At 63.0% G+C, this 22,318-nt stretch carries 15 protein-coding genes; 5 read left to right on the forward strand and 10 right to left on the reverse strand.

The annotated features are described in order from the left end of the window. Positions 1–419 precede the first annotated feature (419 nt). Positions 420–935, reverse strand: coding sequence for a DUF4880 domain-containing protein (locus P0Y58_11605; GenBank protein WEK32801.1), 516 nt, complete (start codon positions 933–935; stop codon positions 420–422). A gap of 432 nt (positions 936–1,367) precedes the next feature. Further along, the gene (locus P0Y58_11610; protein ID WEK32802.1) at positions 1,368–1,679 is read right to left on the reverse strand and encodes a hypothetical protein; all 312 of its coding nucleotides are present in this window, start codon (positions 1,677–1,679) and stop codon (positions 1,368–1,370) included. An 88-nt stretch (positions 1,680–1,767) separates the two neighbouring features. On the opposite strand from P0Y58_11610, the gene P0Y58_11615 reads away from it, so the two are divergent. Continuing rightward, positions 1,768–2,475 (forward strand): LexA family transcriptional regulator, encoded by a 708-nt coding sequence (locus P0Y58_11615; protein WEK32803.1) that lies wholly within the window; start codon positions 1,768–1,770, stop codon positions 2,473–2,475. Between the two features lie 33 nt (positions 2,476–2,508). Here the strand turns inward: P0Y58_11615 and P0Y58_11620 are convergent, their stop codons facing one another. From P0Y58_11620 to P0Y58_11635, 4 genes are read right to left on the reverse strand one after another with little or no spacing between them, the layout of a single operon-like run. After that, a complete protein-coding gene (locus P0Y58_11620) occupies positions 2,509–4,461 on the reverse strand; it encodes an acetyl/propionyl/methylcrotonyl-CoA carboxylase subunit alpha (protein ID WEK32804.1) in 1,953 nt (650 codons plus the stop codon). Continuing rightward, positions 4,458–5,273: a gamma-carboxygeranoyl-CoA hydratase gene (locus P0Y58_11625; GenBank protein WEK32805.1), complete on the reverse strand. Its 816-nt coding sequence runs from the start codon at positions 5,271–5,273 to the stop codon at positions 4,458–4,460. Before P0Y58_11625 ends, P0Y58_11620 begins: the two co-directional genes overlap by 4 nt. 3 nt (positions 5,274–5,276) lie before the next feature. Continuing rightward, a complete protein-coding gene (locus P0Y58_11630) occupies positions 5,277–6,884 on the reverse strand; it encodes a carboxyl transferase domain-containing protein (GenBank protein WEK32806.1) in 1,608 nt (535 codons plus the stop codon). A 19-nt stretch (positions 6,885–6,903) separates the two neighbouring features. After that, a complete protein-coding gene (locus P0Y58_11635) occupies positions 6,904–8,067 on the reverse strand; it encodes an isovaleryl-CoA dehydrogenase (GenBank protein ID WEK32807.1) in 1,164 nt (387 codons plus the stop codon). 204 nt (positions 8,068–8,271) lie between these two features. On the opposite strand from P0Y58_11635, the gene P0Y58_11640 reads away from it, so the two are divergent. Further along, positions 8,272–9,954: an AMP-binding protein gene (locus P0Y58_11640; protein WEK32808.1), complete on the forward strand. Its 1,683-nt coding sequence runs from the start codon at positions 8,272–8,274 to the stop codon at positions 9,952–9,954. A gap of 79 nt (positions 9,955–10,033) precedes the next feature. On the opposite strand, the gene P0Y58_11645 is transcribed toward P0Y58_11640, so the two are convergent. After that, positions 10,034–10,195 carry a hypothetical protein gene (locus P0Y58_11645; protein WEK32809.1) on the reverse strand — a complete coding sequence of 54 codons (162 nt, stop codon included), beginning with the start codon at positions 10,193–10,195 and terminating at the stop codon, positions 10,034–10,036. Positions 10,196–10,335: 140 nt separating this feature from the next. On the opposite strand from P0Y58_11645, the gene P0Y58_11650 reads away from it, so the two are divergent. From P0Y58_11650 to glgB, 3 genes are all read left to right on the forward strand, one after another. After that, entirely contained in the window at positions 10,336–12,354 is a 2,019-nt protein-coding gene (locus P0Y58_11650; GenBank protein ID WEK32810.1) for an alpha-1,4-glucan--maltose-1-phosphate maltosyltransferase, read from the forward strand. A 247-nt stretch (positions 12,355–12,601) separates the two neighbouring features. Continuing rightward, the gene (gene treS / locus P0Y58_11655; GenBank protein ID WEK32811.1) at positions 12,602–15,919 is read left to right on the forward strand and encodes a maltose alpha-D-glucosyltransferase; all 3,318 of its coding nucleotides are present in this window, start codon (positions 12,602–12,604) and stop codon (positions 15,917–15,919) included. Further along, entirely contained in the window at positions 15,920–18,130 is a 2,211-nt protein-coding gene (gene glgB, locus P0Y58_11660; protein WEK32812.1) for a 1,4-alpha-glucan branching protein GlgB, read from the forward strand. It begins immediately after the preceding gene. 117 nt (positions 18,131–18,247) lie between these two features. On the opposite strand, the gene P0Y58_11665 is transcribed toward glgB, so the two are convergent. The 3 genes from P0Y58_11665 to P0Y58_11675 all read right to left on the reverse strand — a co-directional run bounded on the left by P0Y58_11665 (position 18,248) and on the right by P0Y58_11675 (position 22,304). Further along, a complete protein-coding gene (locus tag P0Y58_11665; protein ID WEK32813.1) occupies positions 18,248–19,324 on the reverse strand; it encodes an autotransporter outer membrane beta-barrel domain-containing protein in 1,077 nt (358 codons plus the stop codon). A gap of 384 nt (positions 19,325–19,708) precedes the next feature. Next, positions 19,709–21,862, reverse strand: a complete 2,154-nt coding sequence (gene glgX / locus P0Y58_11670; protein ID WEK32814.1) for a glycogen debranching protein GlgX — start codon at positions 21,860–21,862, stop codon at positions 19,709–19,711. Positions 21,863–22,019: 157 nt separating this feature from the next. Continuing rightward, positions 22,020–22,304: a DUF2934 domain-containing protein gene (locus tag P0Y58_11675; protein ID WEK32815.1), complete on the reverse strand. Its 285-nt coding sequence runs from the start codon at positions 22,302–22,304 to the stop codon at positions 22,020–22,022. Between the last annotated feature and the right edge of the window lie 14 nt (positions 22,305–22,318).

Genomic DNA, 22,318 nt, shown 5'->3' on the forward strand with positions numbered 1-22,318 from the left:
CATTAAATACAGTGTGTATACAAATGGTATATTGATGATGCGAGGTGCGTCAATCCGCCACGCGCAGCCGCCCGTGCCGGACCTCCGCAAGGTCGCCAGGCTAATTCAGGTAATACAGGTCCAATGCGGTTGCCATCAGCTTCCCATCAAGATGGTTCGATGGGCTTCGTCATAGTGGCTGGGAATGCATTTCGGGTGACTATGCGGGGGGTGGCTGGTGTGGGGCGGGCGAAAGACCGGGCTGCGCTGTAACCCTGAGTCACTGGTGTGCCCTTGCGAAGTCTGGTGAGCAAGGTGCGAGCCTTCCCGGAGCGCTTTTGGGCATGGCTGAAGGTGCTGCGTCACTGACAGACGTTGCTCTGAGGTTGGTGGCGGCGGTGATTACGACATGACCAGGTGTGCAGCGACTAAGGCGGTGATCAAGCCCACAACCCAAACACCACCAACGCCGCCACACCCAGCCCGAGCGCAACCGAGCAGCCGCCCAGCGACAGTGCGGCCCGGCCTTGCCGGTACCAACCGTCATGGCCCAGTTGCTGTGCTGGCGCCAACAGGCTACGCCAGCGTAGTTCCGTTTCATGAAACGCCTGCAGGTTCGCCGTGTCCGCATCCAGCCAGCGACGAAAGTCGATCCGTTCGCACGCCGACACTTGCGGGCTCTGCAAGCGCACATACCATTGCCCGGCGACGCTCGCCAGTACATCACGGCGCGAGCGGCCGACCTGCAATGCCTGGTCCATGTTCCGCTCGATACTCGCCAATGGCAGGTCCAGGCGCGCAGCGATGCTGGCGAAGTCCATCTGGTCGAGGCGGTTGAGCAGGAACACTTGCTGCACGCGCCGGGGCAGCCGCTTCAGGGCATGCAACAGAGCGTGTTCGGCATCGTGTCCGGCAGCAGGCGTTGGGTGCTCAAGGGGCAGCAGCAGACGGCTCATTGACAGCTCCTTGCTCTATAAGGGGGGGGAGGGGGCATCTTCCTTGACGCGTCATCAGCGTAGGCGAAACGAGATTGATTCTCAAGTGCTGATTCCGCAAAGTTTTGTAATGAGCGTTCACGCCCTGAAACACCTTTGCTATCATGCGCGCCATCACGATCTTCATTAGCCTGAAGAGCAAAAAAAAGACCCGGCAAAAAGCCGGGTCAAAAACCGTGATTAGCCTGATGAGGAGATAATCTGAGAGCGACCTAAGCTCCAGGTTATCCAGCTGATCTCGCGATCAGCTGAGTGCAATAATAATCGTTATCATTTGCCAGTCAAATGATTTTTCGCGAATTCGGTAAAAAAGTTTTACCGATGCGCTTCCTTGTCCCGGCAATCGGGGCCTCTGCCGTTACCCGGCCATCACGTTCTCTCCCTTCTTTCTATTCAGAAATCCGGATCTGCGGCGCGCTTGTGCTCCAGCAGGGCGCGGGCCATGTCCATCATGTGCATCAAGGCATAGGTCAGCTCGCGCTGGCTGCCGTGCTGGTGGCTGGCGGTTTCCTGTGCTGTGGCGGCGGCACAGCGCAGCAGGGCGATGGCGTGTTCCTGGGCCTGGTCGCTGGTCACACTCTCGTGCAGGGTCCAGATCTTGTTGTCCAGGGTGGGGCGCTGCGGCTTGGGGTTGAGGTAGTAGTCGAGGGCGCGGCGGGCGGCTTCGCTGTCGAGATCTGTTTCGTCGTTTTTCGGTGGTTTCATCCTGATACCTGCTAGAGCCAGTAGGGGAAGGGGTCAGGTCGATGTTAATACCTACAGTATTTTTGTGCTCTTCGATAAATAATACTGAATGTTTATTGAGCGGTTAAAGGCAGTCCGTATCGTGCCAGCGATGAATATGGATAAATGGATTGCCCTCGTCCGTGACCGGATGGAGGAGCTTGGGCTCACTCAAGAGCAACTTGCCGAGCGCGTAGGTGTGTCGCAAGGCAGCGTGGGGCATTGGGTGAACAAGCGGCGTCAGCCGAAGATCGAGTCGATGAACCGTACGTTCGTCGAGATTGGCATGCCCCACTACAATGTCAGCTTACAACTGCGCATTCAGGGGCAGGTTGGCGAGGAGCGTGGCGTTTACGAGATGGATGACGTCGATGACGATCTGGACCTCATGCAATACATCGTGTGTTTTCGCTACCCGGTGTTGGCCTGGAATGAGCTAGGGGGTGCAGAGCGTGCGGAGCCTGGTCTGTTTGAGCAGACCGATTATCTGGCACGGGGCAAGGCTTTCTGGTTGACCGTTGAAAACGACGCGATGAGCGCCGTCAGTGGCCGCAGTGTGCCGCAGGGCATGCGAATGCTGGTCGACCCTGGGGTTGAGGTTGAGGCGGGTCGTTTGGTTATCGCTCGTCAGCCCGGCAAACCGGCGATATTCCGCGAGCTGGCCGAGGAAGGCGGGCAGCGTTACCTGAAGGCACTGAACAGTAACTACCCGGCGCTGTTGTGCGATGAGGGCTGCGAGTTTCTAGGGGTGGTTGTGCGGGTGCACGGGGCCTTCTAGATCGCCGGGGCCGCGCAGCGGCCCCCGCTTACCTCAATCCGCCAGTTCGACCAGCACCGTCCCTTCGCTGACCATATCCCCTTCCTGGCAGAACAGCGCTTTCACCGTGCCGCCATGGGGCGCACGAATGCTGTGTTCCATCTTCATGGCCTCCAGCACCACCAGCGCCGTACCCGCTTCAACCACCTGCCCCGGCTCCACCAGCACGCGCACGATGCTGCCGTTCATGGGCGCACCCAAACCGCCCTGATGGCTATGGCTGGCCTCGGCCTGAGCAATCGGGTCGAAGGCCTGAACGGCGTGAATCTCGCCATCCCAGTGCAGGTATAGCGTGCCACCGCGGCAGATCGCCAGGTGCTGGCGACGCACGCCTGCCTGGTCGTGCACCAGCTGCTCGCCCTCTAACTGCCAGGTGGACGCAGAGTTGCGCTCCAGGGCCACCGCCTGGTCCTGCCCGCCACTCACCAGATGCAAACTGCTGCGTGCAGGCAGGCCCAAACGCAGCCCGTTGCGCTCACCCCACGGCGATATGCGGTCGTCCTCGCGCTGATGCCCTTCCTGGCCCTGCAGCCAGGCTTCGGCTGCCGCTTCCCAGAAACCGGCCGGCAGCGCCTGTGGCGCCGGCAGCAACACGTCCTGGTGGCGTGGAATGAAGCCCGTATCCAGCTCCGCCGCCGCAAACGCCGGGTGCGCCAGAATGCGCCGCAGGAAGGCGATGTTGGTCTTCAGCCCGCCAATGGCGAATTCGTCGAGCATGGCCAGCAAGCGCAGGCGCGCCTGTTCGCGGTTTTCACCCCAGGCAATCAGCTTGCCCAGCATCGGGTCGTAGAACGGTGACACCACGTCGCCTTCGCTGACGCCACTGTCCACGCGCCGCCCTTCACCTGGCGCCGACTCACGGTACAGCGCCAGCGTGCCGGTCGCGGGCAAGAACTCGTTGGCCGGGTCTTCGGCATACAGCCGTACTTCGATGGCGTGGCCGATCAGCGGCACCTGCTCCTGGGTGATCGGCAGGTGCTCGCCGCAGGCCGCGCGTATCTGCCAGGCTACCAGGTCCAGGCCGGTGATGGCCTCGGTGACCGGATGCTCCACCTGCAGGCGGGTGTTCATCTCCATGAAGAAGAACTCGCCGCGGGCATCCAGCAAGAACTCTACAGTGCCCGCACCCACATAGCCGATGGCCTGGGCCGCGCGCACCGCCGCCTCGCCCATGGCCCGGCGCAGTTCAGGCGAGAGGCCGGGGGCTGGGGCTTCTTCAACCACTTTCTGGTGGCGGCGCTGAATGGAACAGTCGCGTTCGTTGAGGTACAGGCAATTACCGTGCTGGTCGGCAAATACCTGAATTTCCACGTGGCGCGGCTTGAGTACGTACTTCTCCACCAGCATGCGCGCATCGCCGAATGACGACTGCGCCTCACGCTGGGCCGAGGCCAGGGCGTCGGCCAGCTGGCTCTCTTCTTCGACCACTTTCATGCCCTTGCCGCCGCCGCCGGCGCTGGCCTTGAGCAGCACCGGGTAGCCGATGCGTTCGGCGGCGGCGCGGAAGGTGTCCAGGTCCTGGGCTTCGCCGTGGTAGCCCGGCACCAGCGGCACGCCAGCGGTTTCCATCAGTGCCTTGGCCGCCGATTTACTGCCCATGGCGTCGATAGCGCTGGCCGGTGGGCCGAGGAAGATCAACCCGGCCTGTTCGATGGCGCGGGCGAAGCCTGCGTTCTCGGACAGGAAGCCATAGCCCGGGTGAATGGCCTGGGCACCGCTGGCCTTGGCAGCGGCCAGCAGCTTGTCGACCAGCAGGTAGCTTTCGGCGGCCTTGCTGCCGCCCAGGTCGACGCGAATATCGGCTTCGCGGCTGTGTCGGGCGTCACGGTCGGTGGCGCTGTGCACGGCGACAGTGGTCAGGCCCATGGCCTTGGCGGTGCGCATTATCCGGCAGGCGATTTCGCCACGGTTGGCGACCAGCAGAGTAGTCAAAGCGGGGCGGCTCATGGGCGCGGTTCCTTCTTGTCATCGGTTTGCCAGGCGGGGCGGCGTTTTTCCAGGAAAGCGCGCAAGCCCTCCTGGCCTTCAGCGCTGACGCGGATGCGGGCAATGGTGTTCTCGCAATAGCGACGAAGGGCCGGGCTGAGTTCGCCGTCGTCCACTTCGCGCAGCAAGTCCTTGGTGGCGCGCAACGCTTGCGGGCTGTTCTGTAGCAAGTTATTCACCCACGCTTCGACCTGGGCGTCCAGCTCACTGGCCGGGTACACCTCGGCCAGCAGGCCCAGTTCGCGGGCCCGTAGGCCGCTGAAACGCTCGGCGGTAAGGGCGTAGCGGCGCGCTGCACGTTCGCCGATGGCCTTGACCACAAACGGACTGATGACCGCCGGGGCCAAGCCTATGCGCACCTCCGACAGGCACAACTGGGCGTCTTCGGCGCCGATCGCCATATCGCAGCAACTGATCAGGCCGAGCGCGCCGCCAAACGCTGCACCTTGCACCACGGCCAGGGTTGGCGCCTTCAGCCGGTGCAGGGCGTACATCAGCTCGCCCAGTTCGTGGGCGTCATCCAGATTGGTGTTGAAGTCCAGCTGCGCCGACTGCTGCATCCAGGCCAGGTCGGCGCCGGCACTGAAGTGCCGACCACGGCCGCGCAGCAGCACAAAGCGCAGGCTGGCATCTTCGCCCAGCCGCTCGATGGCCACGATCAGTTCGCGGATCATCTGCGCGTTGAAGGCGTTGTTCTTGTCCTCGCGGCTCAGCCACAGGGTGGCGAAGCCGCGTGGGTCGCGAGTCACTTCAAGGGTGCTGAAATCGCTCATGGGTCACATCCGGAAAATGCCGAAGCGGCTCTGTTCGATCGGTGCGTTCAGCGCGGCAGACAACGCCAGGCCGAGCACGTCGCGAGTCTGTGCCGGGTCGATGACGCCGTCATCCCACAGGCGGGCGCTGGAATAGTAGGGGTGGCCCTGGTGCTCGTACTGATCGAGGATCGGTTGCTTGAGCCTGGCCTCGTCCTCGGCACTGAAGGACTGGCCGCTGCGCTCGCTTTGCTCGCGCTTGACCTGCGCCAGCACGCCAGCGGCCTGTTCGGCGCCCATCACGCCAATGCGCGCGTTGGGCCACATCCACAGAAAGCGCGGGTCGTATGCGCGGCCGCACATGCCGTAGTTGCCGGCACCAAAGCTGCCGCCGATGATCACCGTGAACTTCGGCACCCGGGCGCAGGCCACGGCGGTGACCAGCTTGGCGCCGTGCTTGGCGATGCCGCCTTCTTCGTACTTTTTACCGACCATGAAACCGGTGATGTTCTGCAGGAACAGCAACGGGATACCGCGCTGGCAGGCCAGCTCTATGAAGTGCGCGCCTTTTTGCGCGGCTTCGGCGAACAGGATGCCGTTGTTGGCCAATATTGCCACCGGGTAACCCTGCAGGTGAGCGAAGCCGCACACCAGGGTGGTGCCGAACAGTGCCTTGAATTCATCGAACACCGAGCCGTCGACCAGGCGCGCGATCACTTCGCGCACGTCGAACGGTTGCTTGGCATCTGCCGGCACCACGCCATACAGCTCTTCAGTGGCGTACAGCGGTGCCACCGGTGCCAGGCGTTGCAGCTTGCCCAGCTTGTGCCAGTTGAGGTTGGCCACGCTGCGCCGGGCGATGGCCAGGGCATGCTCGTCGTTGTCGGCATAATGGTCGGCCACGCCGCTGGTACGGCAGTGCACATCGGCGCCGCCCAAGTCCTCGGCGCTGACCACTTCACCGGTCGCGGCCTTTACCAAGGGCGGGCCAGCCAGGAAGATGGTCGCCTGCTGGCGCACCATGATCGCTTCGTCCGCCATGGCCGGTACGTAGGCGCCGCCAGCCGTGCACGACCCCATCACCACGGCAATCTGTGGGATGCCTTGGGCGCTCATGTTGGCCTGGTTGAAGAAGATCCGCCCGAAATTCTCGCGGTCGGGGAACACCTCGTCCTGGCGCGGCAGGTTGGCGCCGCCCGAGTCCACCAGGTAGATGCACGGCAAGCGGTTTTGCAGGGCGATGGTCTGCGCACGCAGGTGCTTCTTGACCGTCAGCGGGTAGTACGAACCGCCTTTGACTGTGGCATCGTTGGCCACAATCATGCATTCCACGCCTTCGACGCGGCCGATGCCGGCAATCACGCCAGCGGCGGGCACGTCTTCGCCGTATACCTCATGGGCAGCCAGTTGGCCAATTTCGAGAAATGGCGAGCCTGGGTCCAGCAGGCGGTCGATGCGCTCGCGCGGCAGCAGCTTGCCCCGCGAGGTGTGCCGTTCCTGGGCTTTGGGGCCACCGCCCTGGGCCACCTGGGCGAGCAGGCCACGCAGGGCCTGGACCTGTTCGAGCATGGCCGCGCTGTTGCCGGCGAACTCCGCCGAACGCGGGTTGATCTGGGTGTGCAAGGTAGCCATGTGCGCCCGTCCTTTATGCTCAGCGGGTTTCGTTGAACAGCTCGCGGCCAATCAGCATCCGGCGGATTTCGCTGGTGCCGGCACCGATTTCGTACAGCTTGGCGTCGCGCAACAGGCGGCCTGCCGGGAATTCGTTGATATAGCCGTTGCCACCGAGAATCTGGATAGCCTCCAGGGCCATCTGCGTGGCGCGTTCGGCGGTGTACAGGATCACCCCGGCAGCGTCCTTGCGGGTGGTTTCGCCACGGTCGCAGGCCTGGGCCACGGCATACAGGTAGGCGCGGCTAGCGTTGAGCTGGGTGTACATGTCGGCAATCTTGCCCTGGATCAGCTGGAACTCGCCGATGCTCTGGCCAAACTGCTTGCGGTCATGAATGTAAGGCACCACCAGGTCCATGCAGCTTTGCATGATGCCGGTCGGGCCACCGGACAGCACCACGCGCTCGTAGTCCAGGCCGCTCATCAGTACCCGCACGCCGCCGTTGAGCTGGCCGAGGATGTTTTCTTGCGGCACTTCGACGTCATCGAAGAACAGCTCGCAGGTGTTGGAGCCGCGCATGCCCAGCTTGTCGAACTTGTTGCTGCGGCTGAAGCCTTTCCAGTCACGCTCGACGATGAACGCGGTGATGCCGTGCGCGCCCTTGTCCAGGTCGGTCTTGGCGTAGATCACGTAGGTGTTGGCGTCAGGGCCGTTGGTGATCCAGGTTTTACTACCGTTGAGTACGTAGTGGTCGCCACGCTTTTCAGCGCGCAGTTTCATTGACACCACATCGGAGCCGGCGTTGGGCTCGCTCATGGCCAGGGCGCCGATATGCTCGCCGCTGATCAGCTTGGGCAGGTACTTGAGCTTCTGCTCGTGAGTGCCGTTGCGGTTGATCTGGTTGACGCACAGGTTGGAGTGGGCGCCGTACGACAGTGCCACCGAGGCCGAGGCACGGCTGATTTCTTCCATCGACACCACGTGGGCCAGGTAGCCCAAGCCAGCGCCGCCGTACTCTTCCGACACTGTGACACCCAGTAGGCCCATGTCGCCGAACTTGCGCCACATGTCGGCGGGGAACAGGTTGTCGTGGTCGATCTGCGCTGCGCGTGGCGCCAGTTCGGCGGCAACGAACGTGCGCACCTGGTCGCGGAGCATGTCGATGGTTTCGCCCAGGGCGAAGTTCAGGGAGGGGTAATGCATGCTGGGGTACCTGTTGTTCTTGAAATATGGGTAACACCGTAGCTCGCGGATCTGGCGCCGGTGTCTTCGATCACCTTTACGTTAACGTAAACCTGCCGTGAGTCACTGTCAATTGCCTCATCACCTTTACGTAAACGTAAATCTGCGCCAGAGTATTCCCGCTTGCTTCAGCCGTGCCCAGAACAACCACAAGAAGGGACACTCATGAGTCAACCCAGCTATACCCGCGGTCGCCAGGACCAACCCTTGCTGACCCAGACCATCGGCCAGGCTTTCGACGCCACCGTGGCCCGCTGTGCCGACGGCGAGGCGCTGGTGTCGCGCCATCAAGGCTTGCGCTACAGCTGGCGCCAGCTGGCCGAACAGGTCGAAGTGCATGCCCGCGCGCTCATGGCCCTGGGCGTGAACACCGGCGACCGTGTCGGCATCTGGGCGCCCAATTGCGCTCAGTGGTGCATCCTGCAACTGGCCAGCGCCAAGGTCGGTGCCATTCTGGTCAACATCAATCCTGCGTATCGCGTGGCTGAGTTGGAGTACGTGCTGCGTCAGTCCGGCTGCCGCTGGCTGGTGTGTGCCGATGCGTTCAAGGCCTCTGATTACCAAGCCATGGTCCAGGAACTGGTGCCCGAGCTGGCCTGCACCACGCCTGGTGAACTCGCCTGCGAACGCCTGCCGGATTTGCGCGGCGTGATCAGCCTGGCCGCCAACCCGCCTGCCGGCTTCCTGCCTTGGCAAGTACTGGCCGAGCGGGCAGGGCAGACCACCATCGAGGCCTACGTTGCCCGCCAGAGCAGCTTGCAGTTCGACCAGCCGGTGAACATCCAGTACACCTCTGGCACCACTGGCGCACCCAAGGGCGCCACGCTCAGCCATTACAACATCCTCAACAACGGCTTCATGGTTGGCGAAAGCCTGGGCCTGACTGCGCACGACCGTATGGTGATTCCTGTGCCGCTGTACCACTGCTTCGGCATGGTCATGGCCAACCTCGGCTGCATCACCCACGGCAGCACCATGATCTACCCCAACGATTCTTTCGACGCGGAACTCACCCTGCGCGCCGTGGCGGAAGAACGCGCCAGCATCCTCTATGGTGTACCGACCATGTTCATCGCCATGCTCGATCACCCGGCCCGGCAAAGCATGGACCTGTCAACCCTGCGCAGCGGCATCATGGCCGGTGCCACTTGCCCGATCGAGGTGATGCGCCGGGTCATCGACCAGATGCACATGGCCGAAGTGCAAATCGCCTACGGCATGACCGAAACCAGCCCGGTGTCGCTGCAAACCGGCCCGGATGATGACCTGGAATTGCGCGTGACCACCGTCGGCCGCACCCAGCCGCAGTTGGAGAACAAGCTGGTGGACGCCGACGGCTGCATCGTTCCGCGCGGCGAGATTGGCGAGTTGTGCACCCGCGGCTACAGCGTGATGCTTGGCTATTGGGACAACCCGCAGGCCACGGCAGATGCCATCGACCCGGCGGGGTGGATGCATTCTGGCGACCTGGCGGTGATGGATGAACAAGGTCACGTGCGTATCGTCGGGCGCAACAAAGACATGATCATTCGCGGCGGCGAGAACATCTACCCGCGTGAACTGGAAGAGTTCTTCTACACCCACCCGGCGGTGGCCGATGCGCAGGTGATTGGCATTCCATGCAGCCGTTACGGTGAGGAGATCGTCGCCTGGATCAAGCTGCACCCCGGGCACAGCGCCACGGTCGAGGAGTTGCAAGGCTGGTGCAAAGCGCGCATCGCGCACTTCAAGGTGCCGCGGCATATCCGCTTTGTCGATGAGTACCCGATGACGGTGACCGGCAAGGTGCAGAAGTTCCGCATGCGGGAGATCAGTGTGGCGGAGATATCGGCTGCAACTGCTGGTTGATGCATGGGTTCAACCGGCCCTTTCGCGGGCACGCCCGCGAATGGGGTCGGTCCTGACAGCTCGGAATCCTGGTCTACCCTTAAGCCTTCACCGGTGGCTCCTGGCTCGGCGGGTCGCCCACTGTCGGTGGCACGGTCGGCTTGATCGGCAGTTCGTCCGGCTTTTCTTCCGGCACGGGCGGCGGCAAGCTGGGGTCGTCGATATTCGGATCGGGGGTTTCCGGTGGAATGGGAATGTTCATTGCCTGACCTCGCGTGGGTGGATTGAAGAGGTGCTGCAGGCTGTGACCGCTGGCAGTTGCCGTTCGCTCAATTTTTTTGAACCCCACGCCTGTGCCCGGCTCTGAACCCTTACCGCCACCAGCCTGAGGGAGCAAGGTCGATGTCACGTAACGAGCCCTTTGAAAGTGTGCCCACGGCGAAAGATCACCCGGGCCAGGCTATCAGCCTGTCTCAAGCGCTGCTGGCGCCGCGCATCGTGGTCGAAGATACCCAACCCGTGCTCGAAGCCGGCACCTTTGCGGCCAAGGCAGTCAGTGGCCAGCCGGTGGCCGTCAGCAGCAAGGTCTATTGCGATGGCCACGATCGCCTGGTGGTGAACCTGAACTGGCGCCAGGCCAATAGCCGGCGCTGGCATTGCGCGCCGATGCACTCACCGGGCAATGACCTGTGGCTGGCTGAGTTCACCCCCACCGAGTTGGGCCCGCACGTGTTCAGCATCGAGGCCTGGATCGACCCGTTTGCCACCTATTGCCACGACCTGGAGAAAAAGTACCACGCCGGTGTCGAGGTAAAGCTGGAGCTGGAAGAGGGCCGGTTGATGCTGGGCAAGGGCATCGAGCTTTGCAATGGCGCCCTGCGCGAGGAACTTGAGGCCACGCAGCAACGCCTGGCCACGCTGAATGCCGACGATCAGGTGGCGCTGTTTCTCGACCCCGCTACCGCACGCCTGATGGGCGAAGCGGGGCATCGCAGTTACCTGGCCCGCAGTGGCGAATTCCCGGTCGATGTCGACCGCCCGGCAGCGCAGTTTGCCAGTTGGTACGAGTTGTTCCCACGTTCGATCACCGACAGCCCCGAGCGCCACGGCACGTTCAACGATGTGCATGAACGGCTGCCGATGATCCGCGACATGGGCTTTGACGTGCTGTACTTCCCGCCCATCCACCCCATTGGCATGCAGCACCGCAAGGGCCGCAACAATGCCCTGCGTGCAGAACCTGGCGACCCCGGCAGCCCTTACGCCATCGGCAGTGCCGACGGTGGGCACGATGCAATCCACCCTGAACTGGGCACCCGCGAAGACTTCCGCCGGCTGGTCGCCGCCGCCGCCGATCACGGCCTGGAGATCGCCCTCGATTTCGCCATCCAGTGCTCGCAGGACCACCCTTGGCTCAAGGAGCACCCGGGCTGGTTCAGCTGGCGCCCGGACGGCACGATCCGCTACGCCGAAAACCCGCCGAAGAAGTACCAGGACATCGTCAACGTCGACTTCTATGCCCCCGACGCGGTACCCAGCCTGTGGCTGGCGCTGCGGGATGTGATCATTGGCTGGGTGGAGGAGGGCGTGAAAACCTTCCGTGTCGACAACCCGCACACCAAGCCACTGCCGTTCTGGCAATGGATGATCGCCGATGTGCGCGCCCGCTATCCGGACGTGATTTTCCTCGCAGAGGCATTCACCAAGCCCGCGATGATGGCGCGCCTGGGCAAGGTCGGCTACGCCCAAAGCTATACCTACTTCACCTGGCGGAACACCAAGCAGGAACTGCGCGAATTCTACGAGCAACTCAACCAGCCGCCGTGGAGCCAGTGCTACCGCCCCAACTTCTTCGTCAACACACCGGATATCAACCCGTACTTCCTGCACACCTCTGGCCGCGCCGGCTTTCTCATCCGCGCCGCGCTGGCCACCATGGGCTCGGGCCTGTGGGGCATGTATTCGGGCTTCGAGCTGTGCGAAGGCACGCCGCTGCCGGGCAAGGAGGAGTACATGGATTCGGAGAAATACGAAATCCGCCCGCGCGATTTCACCCAACCCGGCAACATCATCGCCGAGATCGCCCAGCTCAACCGCATCCGCCGCCAGAACCCTTCTTTGCAAACCCACTTGGGTGTGGCGTTCTTCAACTGCTGGAACGACAACATCCTGTACTTCGCCAAGCGCACGCCCGAGCGCGACAACTTCATATTGGTAGCGATCAGCCTAGACCCGCACAACGCCCAGGAGGCGCATTTCGAGTTGCCGCTGTGGGAGCTTGGTCTGGACGACAACGCCGAAACCCACGGTGAAGACCTGATGAACGGCCACCGCTGGTCGTGGTACGGCAAAACCCAGTTCATGCGCATCGAACCCTGGCACTTGCCGTTTGGTATCTGGCGTATCGAAAAGGCCCGCTAGGGCTTGAGTATTCAGGGCCGCTTTGCGGCCCATCGCCGGCAAGCCAGCTCCCACAGGGTCGGTGCCGGCTGTGCTTCTTGTACAAAACCTCTGGCGCAATCCCAGCTTTGAGTTTTCAAGAAATCCTCAAGCCTGGAGATGGCGGTGAGATCTGCACAGACCCTGTGGGAGCTGGCTTGCCGGCGATGGGCTGCAAAGCAGCCCTAAACCAGGCAACACCGTCCCACAGAAATGAAAGGAGTCACCCATGGCCAAGCGTTCCCGCCCGGCAGCCTTCATCGACGACCCGCTGTGGTACAAGGACGCGGTCATCTACCAGCTGCACATCAAGTCGTTCTTCGACGCGAACAACGATGGAATCGGCGATTTCGCCGGCCTTATCAGCAAGCTCGATTACATCGCCGAGCTGGGCGTCAACACCCTGTGGTTGCTGCCGTTCTACCCCTCGCCACGCCGCGACGACGGTTACGACATTGCCGAGTACAAAGCCGTGCATCCCGATTACGGCAGCCTGGCCGACGCCCGCCGCTTCATCGCCGAGGCACACAAACGGGGCCTGAGGGTCATCACCGAGCTGGTCATCAACCACACCAGCGACCAGCACCCGTGGTTCCAGCGCGCCCGCCATGCCAAGCGTGGCAGCAAGGCGCGGGACTTTTACGTCTGGTCGGATGACGAACAGAAGTACGACGGCACGCGCATCATCTTCATCGACACCGAAAAGTCCAACTGGACCTGGGACCCGGTCGCTGGCCAGTACTTCTGGCACCGCTTCTATTCCCACCAGCCCGACCTGAACTTCGACAACCCGCAGGTGCTCAAGGCGGTGATCGATGTCATGCGCTACTGGCTTGACCTGGGCGTCGACGGCCTGCGCCTGGACGCCATTCCCTACCTGATCGAGCGTGACGGCACCAACAACGAAAACCTGCCCGAGACCCACACGGTGCTCAAGGCCATTCGCGCCGAAATCGACGCCAACTATCCCGACCGGATGCTGCTGGCCGAGGCCAACCAGTGGCCCGAAGATACCCGCCCGTATTTCGGCGAAGGCGAGGGCGATGAGTGCCACATGGCCTTCCACTTTCCGCTGATGCCGCGCATGTACATGGCCCTGGCCATGGAGGACCGCTTCCCGATCACCGACATCCTGCGCCAGACCCCGGAGATCCCGGCCAATTGCCAATGGGCAATCTTTTTGCGCAACCATGATGAGCTGACCCTGGAAATGGTCACCGACCGCGAGCGTGACTACCTGTGGAACTACTACGCCGAAGACCGCCGCGCACGCATCAACCTGGGTATCCGCCGGCGCCTGGCGCCGCTGCTGCAGCGTGACCGGAGGCGCATCGAGTTGCTCACCAGCCTGCTGCTGTCGATGCCCGGCACCCCGACCCTGTACTACGGTGACGAACTGGGCATGGGAGACAACATTTACCTGGGCGACCGCGATGGCGTGCGCACACCCATGCAGTGGTCGCCCGACCGCAACGGCGGCTTTTCCCGCGCCGACCCGCAGCGCCTGGTGCTACCGCCGATCATGGATCCGCTATACGGCTACCAGACGGTCAACGTCGAAGCCCAGAGCCACGACCCGCACTCGCTGCTCAACTGGACCCGTCGCATGCTGGCCGTGCGCAAGCAGCAGAAGGCATTTGGCCGCGGCAGCCTGCGCACCCTCACGCCCAGCAATCGGCGCATCCTTGCGTATATCCGCGAGTACACCGATGCCGATGGCAACACCGAAGTGATCCTGTGCGTAGCCAACGTTTCGCGCGCCGCCCAGGCAGCTGAACTTGAACTGTCACAATACGCCGACAAAGTACCGGTGGAGATGCTTGGCGGCAGCGCCTTCCCGCCAATCGGGCAGTTGCCGTTCCTGTTGACCTTGCCACCTTATGCTTTCTACTGGTTCCTGCTGGCGGCCCACGACCGCATGCCCAGCTGGCACATCCAGGCCACCGAGGGGTTACCCGAATTGACCACACTGGTATTGCGCAAGCGCATGGAAGAACTGCTGGACGCACCCGCCCGCGACACCCTGCAAACCACCATCCTGCCGCAATACCTGCCCAAGCGGCGCTGGTTCGCCGGCAAAGAAGCGCCCATCGACCAGGTGCGGCTGTGCTACGGCGTGCGTTTCGCCACCGCCACCACGCCCGTCCTGCTCGGCGAACTCGAAGTGGTCAGCGGTGAGGTGGCCAACCACTACCAGCTGCCATTTGGCCTGCTGCCCGAGGACCAGATAAACACCGCACTGCCGCAGCAGCTGGCCTTGTCGCGGGTGCGCCGTGCCCATCAGGTGGGCCTTATTACCGATGCCTTCGTTCTCGAACCGTTCATCCGCGCGGTGCTGCGCGCCTGTCAGGATGGCTTGCGCCTGCCTTGTGGCAGTGGTGCTGGCGAGCTGCGTTTCGAATGCACCGACCTGCTGCCAGGCCTGGCGTTGAACGATGAAAGTGCAGTGCGCTACCTCAGCGCCGAACAATCAAACAGCTCGGTGGTGATCGGCGACAGCGTTGTGCTCAAGCTGATCCGGCGGGTCAACCCTGGCATTCACCCAGAACTGGAAATGAGCGCCTACCTGACCGCCGCCGGCTTTGCCAATATCTCGCCGTTGCTGGCCTGGGTCAGTCGGGTGGACGAGCAGAACGCCCCCCACCTGCTGATGATCGCCCAAGGCTACCTGAGCAATCAGGGCGATGCCTGGGCATGGACCCAGAATACCCTGGAGCGGGCCATCCGCGACCAGATGGAGCCCGCTGGGCGCGATGCCGAGTCGCACACCGATGCCTTGGTGGAACTCACCGGCTTTGCCGCCTTGCTCGGCCAGCGCCTGGGCGAAATGCACCAGTTGCTGGCCGCGCCGACCGACGATGAAGCCTTCCGTCCACGCCCCAGTGATACTGACGACAGCCAGCGCTGGGCTGCGCAGATCAGTGCCGAACTGACCCACGCCCTTGACCTGCTGGCCCAGCACCGTGACACCGTCGACCGCGACAGCCAGGCCCTGATCGACGACCTGCAGCAACAACGCGACGGCCTGGCGCAGCACGTCTGCAACCTGGCCAGCCAGGCCGAGGGTGGCCTGTTGATGAGGGTGCACGGCGACTTGCATCTGGGCCAGGTGCTGGTCGTGCAGGGCGATGCCTACCTGATTGATTTCGAAGGCGAACCGTCTCGCCCACTGCAAGAGCGCCGGGCGAAACACAGCCCGTACAAGGATGTCAGCGGCGTGTTGCGATCCTTCGACTATGCTGCTGCGATGATCCTGCGCAGCGCCTCTGCGGTCGACCTTTCCGGCCCGGCGCAGCAGGCTCGTCAGCGGGTTGCCCGGCAGTACCTGCATCAGTCGCGCCACGCCTTCGTCGAAGCCTACGGCCTGGCCACCGCCGCCATGCCCCATACCTGGAAACTGGCCGAGGGCGAGCGCGCTGCACTGGAACTGTTCTGCCTGGAAAAAGCCGCCTACGAGATCACGTATGAAGCCGAAAACCGTCCGAGCTGGCTGGCCGTGCCTTTGCATGGCCTCCATGGACTGATCAGTACCTGGGGAGAGTCATAGATGAATGCAACCACGCGTGAAAACGGCGGCCTTCGGCAACGGGACCTGGATGCCCTGGCCCGCGCCGAACACGCCGATCCCTTTGCAGTGCTAGGCCCCCACGGCGATGGCAAGGGCGGGGCGTTTATCCGCGCCTTCCTGCCCGGTGCTCTGAATGCGAGGGTGCTGGCGCGCCATGATGGGCGCGTCCTGGCCGAAATGGTGCAAGGCGCAGTGCCGGGCTTGTTCACTGCGCACCTGGATGATGCACAAGCCTATCTGCTGCAAATCGGTTGGGCCGGTGGCGAGCAAGTCACCGAAGACCCCTACAGCTTCGGCCCGCAACTGGGCGACATGGACTTGCACCTGTTCGCCGAAGGCAACCACCGCGACTTGTCCGGGCGCTTCGGGGCCCAACCGATGCAGGTCGAGGGCATCGAGGGTGTGTGTTTCTCGGTGTGGGCGCCGAATGCCCGGCGGGTGTCGGTGGTGGGTGACTTCAACAACTGGGACGGCCGCCGCCACCCCATGCGCCTGCGCCACAGCGCCGGGGTATGGGAACTGTTCGTACCGCGCCTGGGCGTGGGCGAAACCTACAAGTTCGAGGTGCTGGGCAAGGACGGCATACTGCCACTGAAAGCAGACCCGCTGGCCCGTGCTACCGAATTGCCGCCAAGCACCGCGTCCAAGGTGGCCGGTGAGCTCAGCCATGCGTGGCAGGACCACGACTGGATGGCACAACGCGCGCAGCGCCATGCCTACAACGCACCCCTGTCGATCTACGAACTGCACCCGGGCTCATGGCGCTGCGAACTGGACGAGGCAGGCGAAGTCGGGCGCTACTACAACTGGCGTGAACTGGCCGAGCGGCTGGTGCCCTATGTGCAGGAACTGGGCTTTACCCATATCGAGTTGCTCCCGATCATGGAGCACCCGTTCGGCGGCTCATGGGGCTATCAGCCACTGTCGATGTTCGCGCCCACCTCGCGCTACGGCAGTGCCGAGGACTTTGCCGCGTTCATCGACGCCTGCCACCAAGGCGGCATTGGCGTGCTTCTGGACTGGGTGCCGGCGCATTTCCCCACCGACGAACACGGCCTGGCGCGTTTCGACGGCACCGCCCTGTACGAATATGACAACCCCCTTGAGGGCTACCACCAGGACTGGAACACGCTGATCTACAACCTTGGCCGTAACGAAGTGCGTGGATTCATGATGGCCTCGGCGCTGCATTGGCTGAAACACTTCCACATCGACGGCCTGCGCGTCGATGCGGTGGCCTCGATGCTGTACCGCGACTATTCGCGCAAGGCCGGCGAATGGGTGCCCAACCGCCACGGCGGGCGTGAGAACCTGGAGGCCATCGACTTCATCCGTCACCTCAACGGCGTGGCTGCCCACGAGGCCCCGGGGGCCTTGATCATCGCCGAGGAGTCCACCGCCTGGCCTGGCGTCAGCCAGCCGACCGAGCAGGGAGGCCTGGGCTTTGCCTACAAGTGGAACATGGGCTGGATGCACGACACCCTGCATTACATCCAGAACGATCCGGTGCACCGCAACCACCACCACAACGAGATGAGCTTCGGGCTGATCTATGCCTACTCCGAGCACTTCATCCTGCCCATTTCCCACGACGAAGTGGTGCATGGCAAGCACTCGCTGATCGACAAGATGCCCGGCGACCGCTGGCAGAAGTTCGCCAACCTGCGCGCCTACCTCACCTTCATGTGGGCGCATCCGGGCAAGAAGTTGCTGTTCATGGGCTGTGAGTTCGGCCAGTGGCGTGAGTGGAACCATGACAGCGAACTGGACTGGTACTTGTTGCAATACCCTGAGCACAAAGGCGTGCAACGCCTGGTGAGCGACCTCAATCGCCTGTATCGCGAAGTGCCAGCACTCCACGAACAGGATTGCCAGCCGCAGGGCTTCCAATGGCTGATCGGTGACGACGCACAGAACAGCGTGTATGCCTGGCTGCGCTGGAGCAGCAGCGGCGAGCCGGTGCTGGTGGTGGCCAACTTCACCCCGGTGCCGCGCGAGGGCTACCGCATTGGCGTGCCGTTTGGCGAGCGCTGGCAGGAGTTGTTGAACAGCGATGCGGGGCTGTATGCCGGCTCAAATGTCGGCAACCTGGGGGCGGTGGCCAGTGATGAAATTGCCAGCCATGGGCAGCCATTGTCGCTGGCGCTGAATCTGCCGCCGCTTGGGGTTCTGATAATGAAGCCGGCCTGATTCGTTGCCTGTACCGTCCTCTTCGCGGGCATGCCCGCTCCCACAGAGATTGCGCAATGTTCATTTCTTGTGCGGTCCCTGTGGGAGCGGGCGTGCCCGCGAAAGGGCCGAGCCTGCCTACCACCGCATCCGCACCCCAAGGCTGCCAATCAGCCCATTCAGGTCATTGTCATCCACATCGCTGCTGTAATCGGCGCTGACAAACAAGGCCACAGAAGGCGTCACCCGCGCCACCAGCCCCAAGCCCAGTTCCACCGTGGTCGAGTAACGCGAGCTTGAGATCTTGTCGACCTGGTCCAGCTTCACCTCGTCGGCATTGCTGAAGTCGTACCACACGTTGGTCCGTACATAGGGTTCGATAGGCATGCCGCGCACTTCGTAGCGCCCGGACAATCTGGCACCGACCCGGCCGCTCCAGCTCGGCTGGCTATCGAAGGCCTGCAGGGTGTCTTCCTGCACCTGGTTGCCGGGGAAGAACTGCTGGTTTATCAATTGTGCCTGCGGTTCGATTACCCAGTTGCCGCCCAGGCGGATCGGGTAGCCGCCTTCCACCGAGAAGGTCATCGCATGGCCGCTTTCGTCAAGGCGCTGGCCGTTCTCGCCCCGGCCCATTACATCGATCCGCGAACCCATGGCCACGGCATCCAGGTGCCAACCCTGTTCGTGGGTCATGCTCCAGTACACGCCCAGGCTTTCCCCGCTCAGGTTCACCGCATTGCGCTGCTTGTCGCCCAGCAGCGGGCGCATGCCGTTGAAGCTGCTCTGCAGGTTGTTGTGCCCCACGAAAATCCCCGCGCGGTGCACATTGCCCGCTGCAGTTTCACGCACGAACAGGTCCGGGCCGATCATCAGTTGCTGGCTGGGTGCCTCCAGCTGGTCTGGGGGTTGCGCGCCACTGCGCGCGGTGGTGGGGAAAAACTGTGCCCACTGGCTGGCGATCAGGTCGGGTGCCGCCTGACCATGGCGTGCGCTCATGTTTTGCGAAAACGCATTCAGGGTGCCGATGCTCAAGCCACTGGCGCTGATCGGGTCGAGCGACATCAGCGGCATCGCGGGTTGTTGTAGAAAACCGGGCGAGGTGGGGTCACCCTGCAGTTCATACGCGAAAGTTTCCACCGGGGTTGCCAGAAGCAGCGACGTGGAAACCGCGTAGAAAATGCTGTCGAAGCGCAAGGGGTTCGAGGTGCTTTTCATGGCGGATCTCCTTTGTTTTTGTGGGGTACAGCCCGAGGACCTGGCCTGTTGTCACGAGCTGTACGGCAAAAACAGTGGGCGACCCAAACCAGCGCGCCAGCCTTCGCCAGCGCGCACGAAGGCGCGAGCTAGAGGCCCGGCGCGAGATCTTTACTGCTAGATAATGTTCAGCTAAGGAGAGGTGACCGCTTGCGTCAAGAAAGCGTGAAGAATCTGTTCATCTTCCGTGGTTAGACTCAAGCCATTGTTTTTCTCGGGAAAAAGAACCGGCATAGCGGGGTTCGCTATTTGCCGCGCCGTCGCTATGAAGAATGATTGCTAGCGCGACGCTTTCGGCGCCAGCAGCAGGGTCGCTTGTGCGACGACCCTGGCCAGCGTTCGGGGTTATTCCTCGTCGTGCTGCAACACCATCAGCAACATCGACCGCCCTTTGACTTCAAAGGTACTGTCGAACTGCAGATGCTGCCCTTTGCGCAACTCTGGCCTGTCGGTGTCGACCAGGCAGCTCCAGTAATCGCCGTCGGGTACCGTCGGCAACTTGAATGGCACAACGTCATGGTGGGCATTGACGATCAGCAGCACAGTGGCCTCGGCACCCGGCCGGGCAATACCACTGACTTGCGCACGGCCGTCGATCAGCATGCCCAGGCAGCGCCCATGCGGGTCTTCCCACTGCGCCACGCTCATTTCGCTGCCGTCTGGCGCCAGCCAGGTCACGTCCTTGACTCCGATCGCCTCATTGTAGTCACCCACCAGGAAGCGTGAACGGCGCAGCACCGGGTAGGCCAGGCGCAGGCGGGTCAGGCGCTTGACGAAGGCCAGCAGTTCCTCGCCGTCCTGGTCCAGGTCCCAGTTCACCCAGCCGATTTCGCTGTCCTGGCAGTAGGCATTGTTGTTGCCATGCTGGGTACGGCTGAACTCGTCGCCGGCGACGATCATCGGCGTACCCTGGGCCAGCAATAGGGTGGCGAAGTAGTTGCGCATCTGGCGCATGCGCAGTGCGTTGATGTCCGGGTCGTCGGTTGGCCCTTCGGCACCGCAGTTCCACGACAGGTTGTTGTCGGTGCCGTCCTGGTTGTTCTCGTCGTTGTCTTCATTGTGCTTGTGGTTGTACGACACCAGGTCGCGCAGGGTGAAACCGTCGTGGGCGGTGATGAAGTTGACCGAGGAGTACGGCCGGCGTCCTCGGTTGTTGAACATGTCGCCTGATGCGGCCATGCGTGCGGCAAAGTCGGCCAGCTGGCCTTCGTCGCCTTTCCAGAAAGCGCGCGCGGTGTCGCGGAAGCGGTCGTTCCACTCGGCCCAGCCCGGGGCGAAGTTGCCTACCTGGTAACCACCTGGCCCGCAGTCCCAAGGCTCGGCAATCAGCTTGACCTGGCTCAGCATCGGGTCCTGGCGACAGGCGACGAGGAAGCCGTGGCGCTCGCTGTAACCGTCGTGGTAGCGGCCAAGGATGGTCGCCAGGTCGAAGCGAAAGCCGTCCACGTGCATTTCGCCGGCCCAGTAGCGCAGCGAGTCGGTGACCAGTTGCAGCACGCAGGGGTGGCTCAAGTCCAGGGTGTTGCCGGTGCCGGAATCGTTGATGTAATAGCGCTTGTCGTCCGGCATGAGCCGGTAGTACGAGGCGTTGTCGATGCCGCGCATCGACAGGGTCGGGCCGCGTTCGTTGCCTTCGGCGGTGTGGTTGTAGACCACGTCGAGGATCACCTCCAGCCCGGCGTCGTGCAGGTGCGCGACCATTTCCTTGAACTCGGCGATCTTGCCGCTGGCCAGGTAGCGTGGGTGTGGGGCGAAAAAGGCGATGCTGTTGTAGCCCCAGTAGTTGTTCAGGCCCTTGTCCAGCAGGTGCTGGTCGTTGACGAAAGCGTGGATGGGCAGCAGCTCGATGCTGGAAACCCCCAGTTCCTTGATGTGCTTGAGCAACTCGTCATTGGCCAGGCCAGCGAAGGTGCCACGCAGCGCTTCCGGTACAGCCGGGTGGCGCATGCTGATGCCGCGGGTGTGCGCCTCGTAGATGATCGTGCGCTCCCACGGGATCAGCACGCGCTGGTCGCGGCCCCAGGTGAAGGCCGGGTCGATCACCTTGCATTTGGGCACGAAGGGCGCGCTGTCGCGTTCGTCGAACGACAGGTCGCCGTCGGGGTGGCCGATGGTGTAGCCGAACAGGGCTTCGGACCACTTCAGGCTGCCGACCAGTTGCTTGGCATACGGGTCGATCAGCAGTTTGTTGGGGTTGAAGCGGTGGCCGTTTTCCGGCTCATACGGGCCGTATACCCGGTAGCCATAGACCAGGCCGGGGTGCGCGTCGGGCAGGTAGCCATGGTAGATCTCGTCGGTGTATTCGGGCAGCTCGATGCGCTCGATTTCCTGCTCGCCGGTGGAGTCGAACAGGCACAGCTCGACCTTGGTGGCGTTGGCCGAGAACAGGGCGAAATTGACGCCAAGGCCGTCCCAGGTGGCGCCGAGGGGGAAGGGCAGGCCTTCGCGGATGCGCGATGGGGCGACTGAGCGGGTTTTCTTTGGGGTGCGGGGGCTCATGGCAATCCTCTGGTGGCCGTGGTGGAAGGGGAGGGAGTGGTGCAGTGCTGTTCTGGCCTCTTCTCGGGCTTGCCCGCTCCCACAGGTGCAGCATCAACCTCCAGCCTTGTGGAGATCCTGTGGGAGCGGGCAAGCCCGCGAAGAGGCCGGAACAGGCTTAACCAGCAGTGGGCTTTTTCACCGCCCGAGGCTTTTTCGCCGCAGCGGGTTTAACCCCCGGCAGGGCAGCCACCTTGGGCTCGGCAGGTGCCTTGGACTCAGCGGCTGCCTTAGGCTTGGCCGGCGCCCGTTTGCGTGGCGCGGCTTTAGGTGCCAGAGCCTCTGCCTCGGCCAGCTTGCGGGCCATGTCCCAGTGACGCTCTTCCTCGCCGGCGGGTTTACCTTCGGACTCCCAGATCTGGTAGGCAAATTCGCGAATACGCTTTTCATCGACACTCATCATGACGCTCCTGATGC

This window comes from Candidatus Pseudomonas phytovorans, from assembly GCA_029202525.1.
GTDB lineage: Bacteria > Pseudomonadota > Gammaproteobacteria > Pseudomonadales > Pseudomonadaceae > Aquipseudomonas > Aquipseudomonas phytovorans.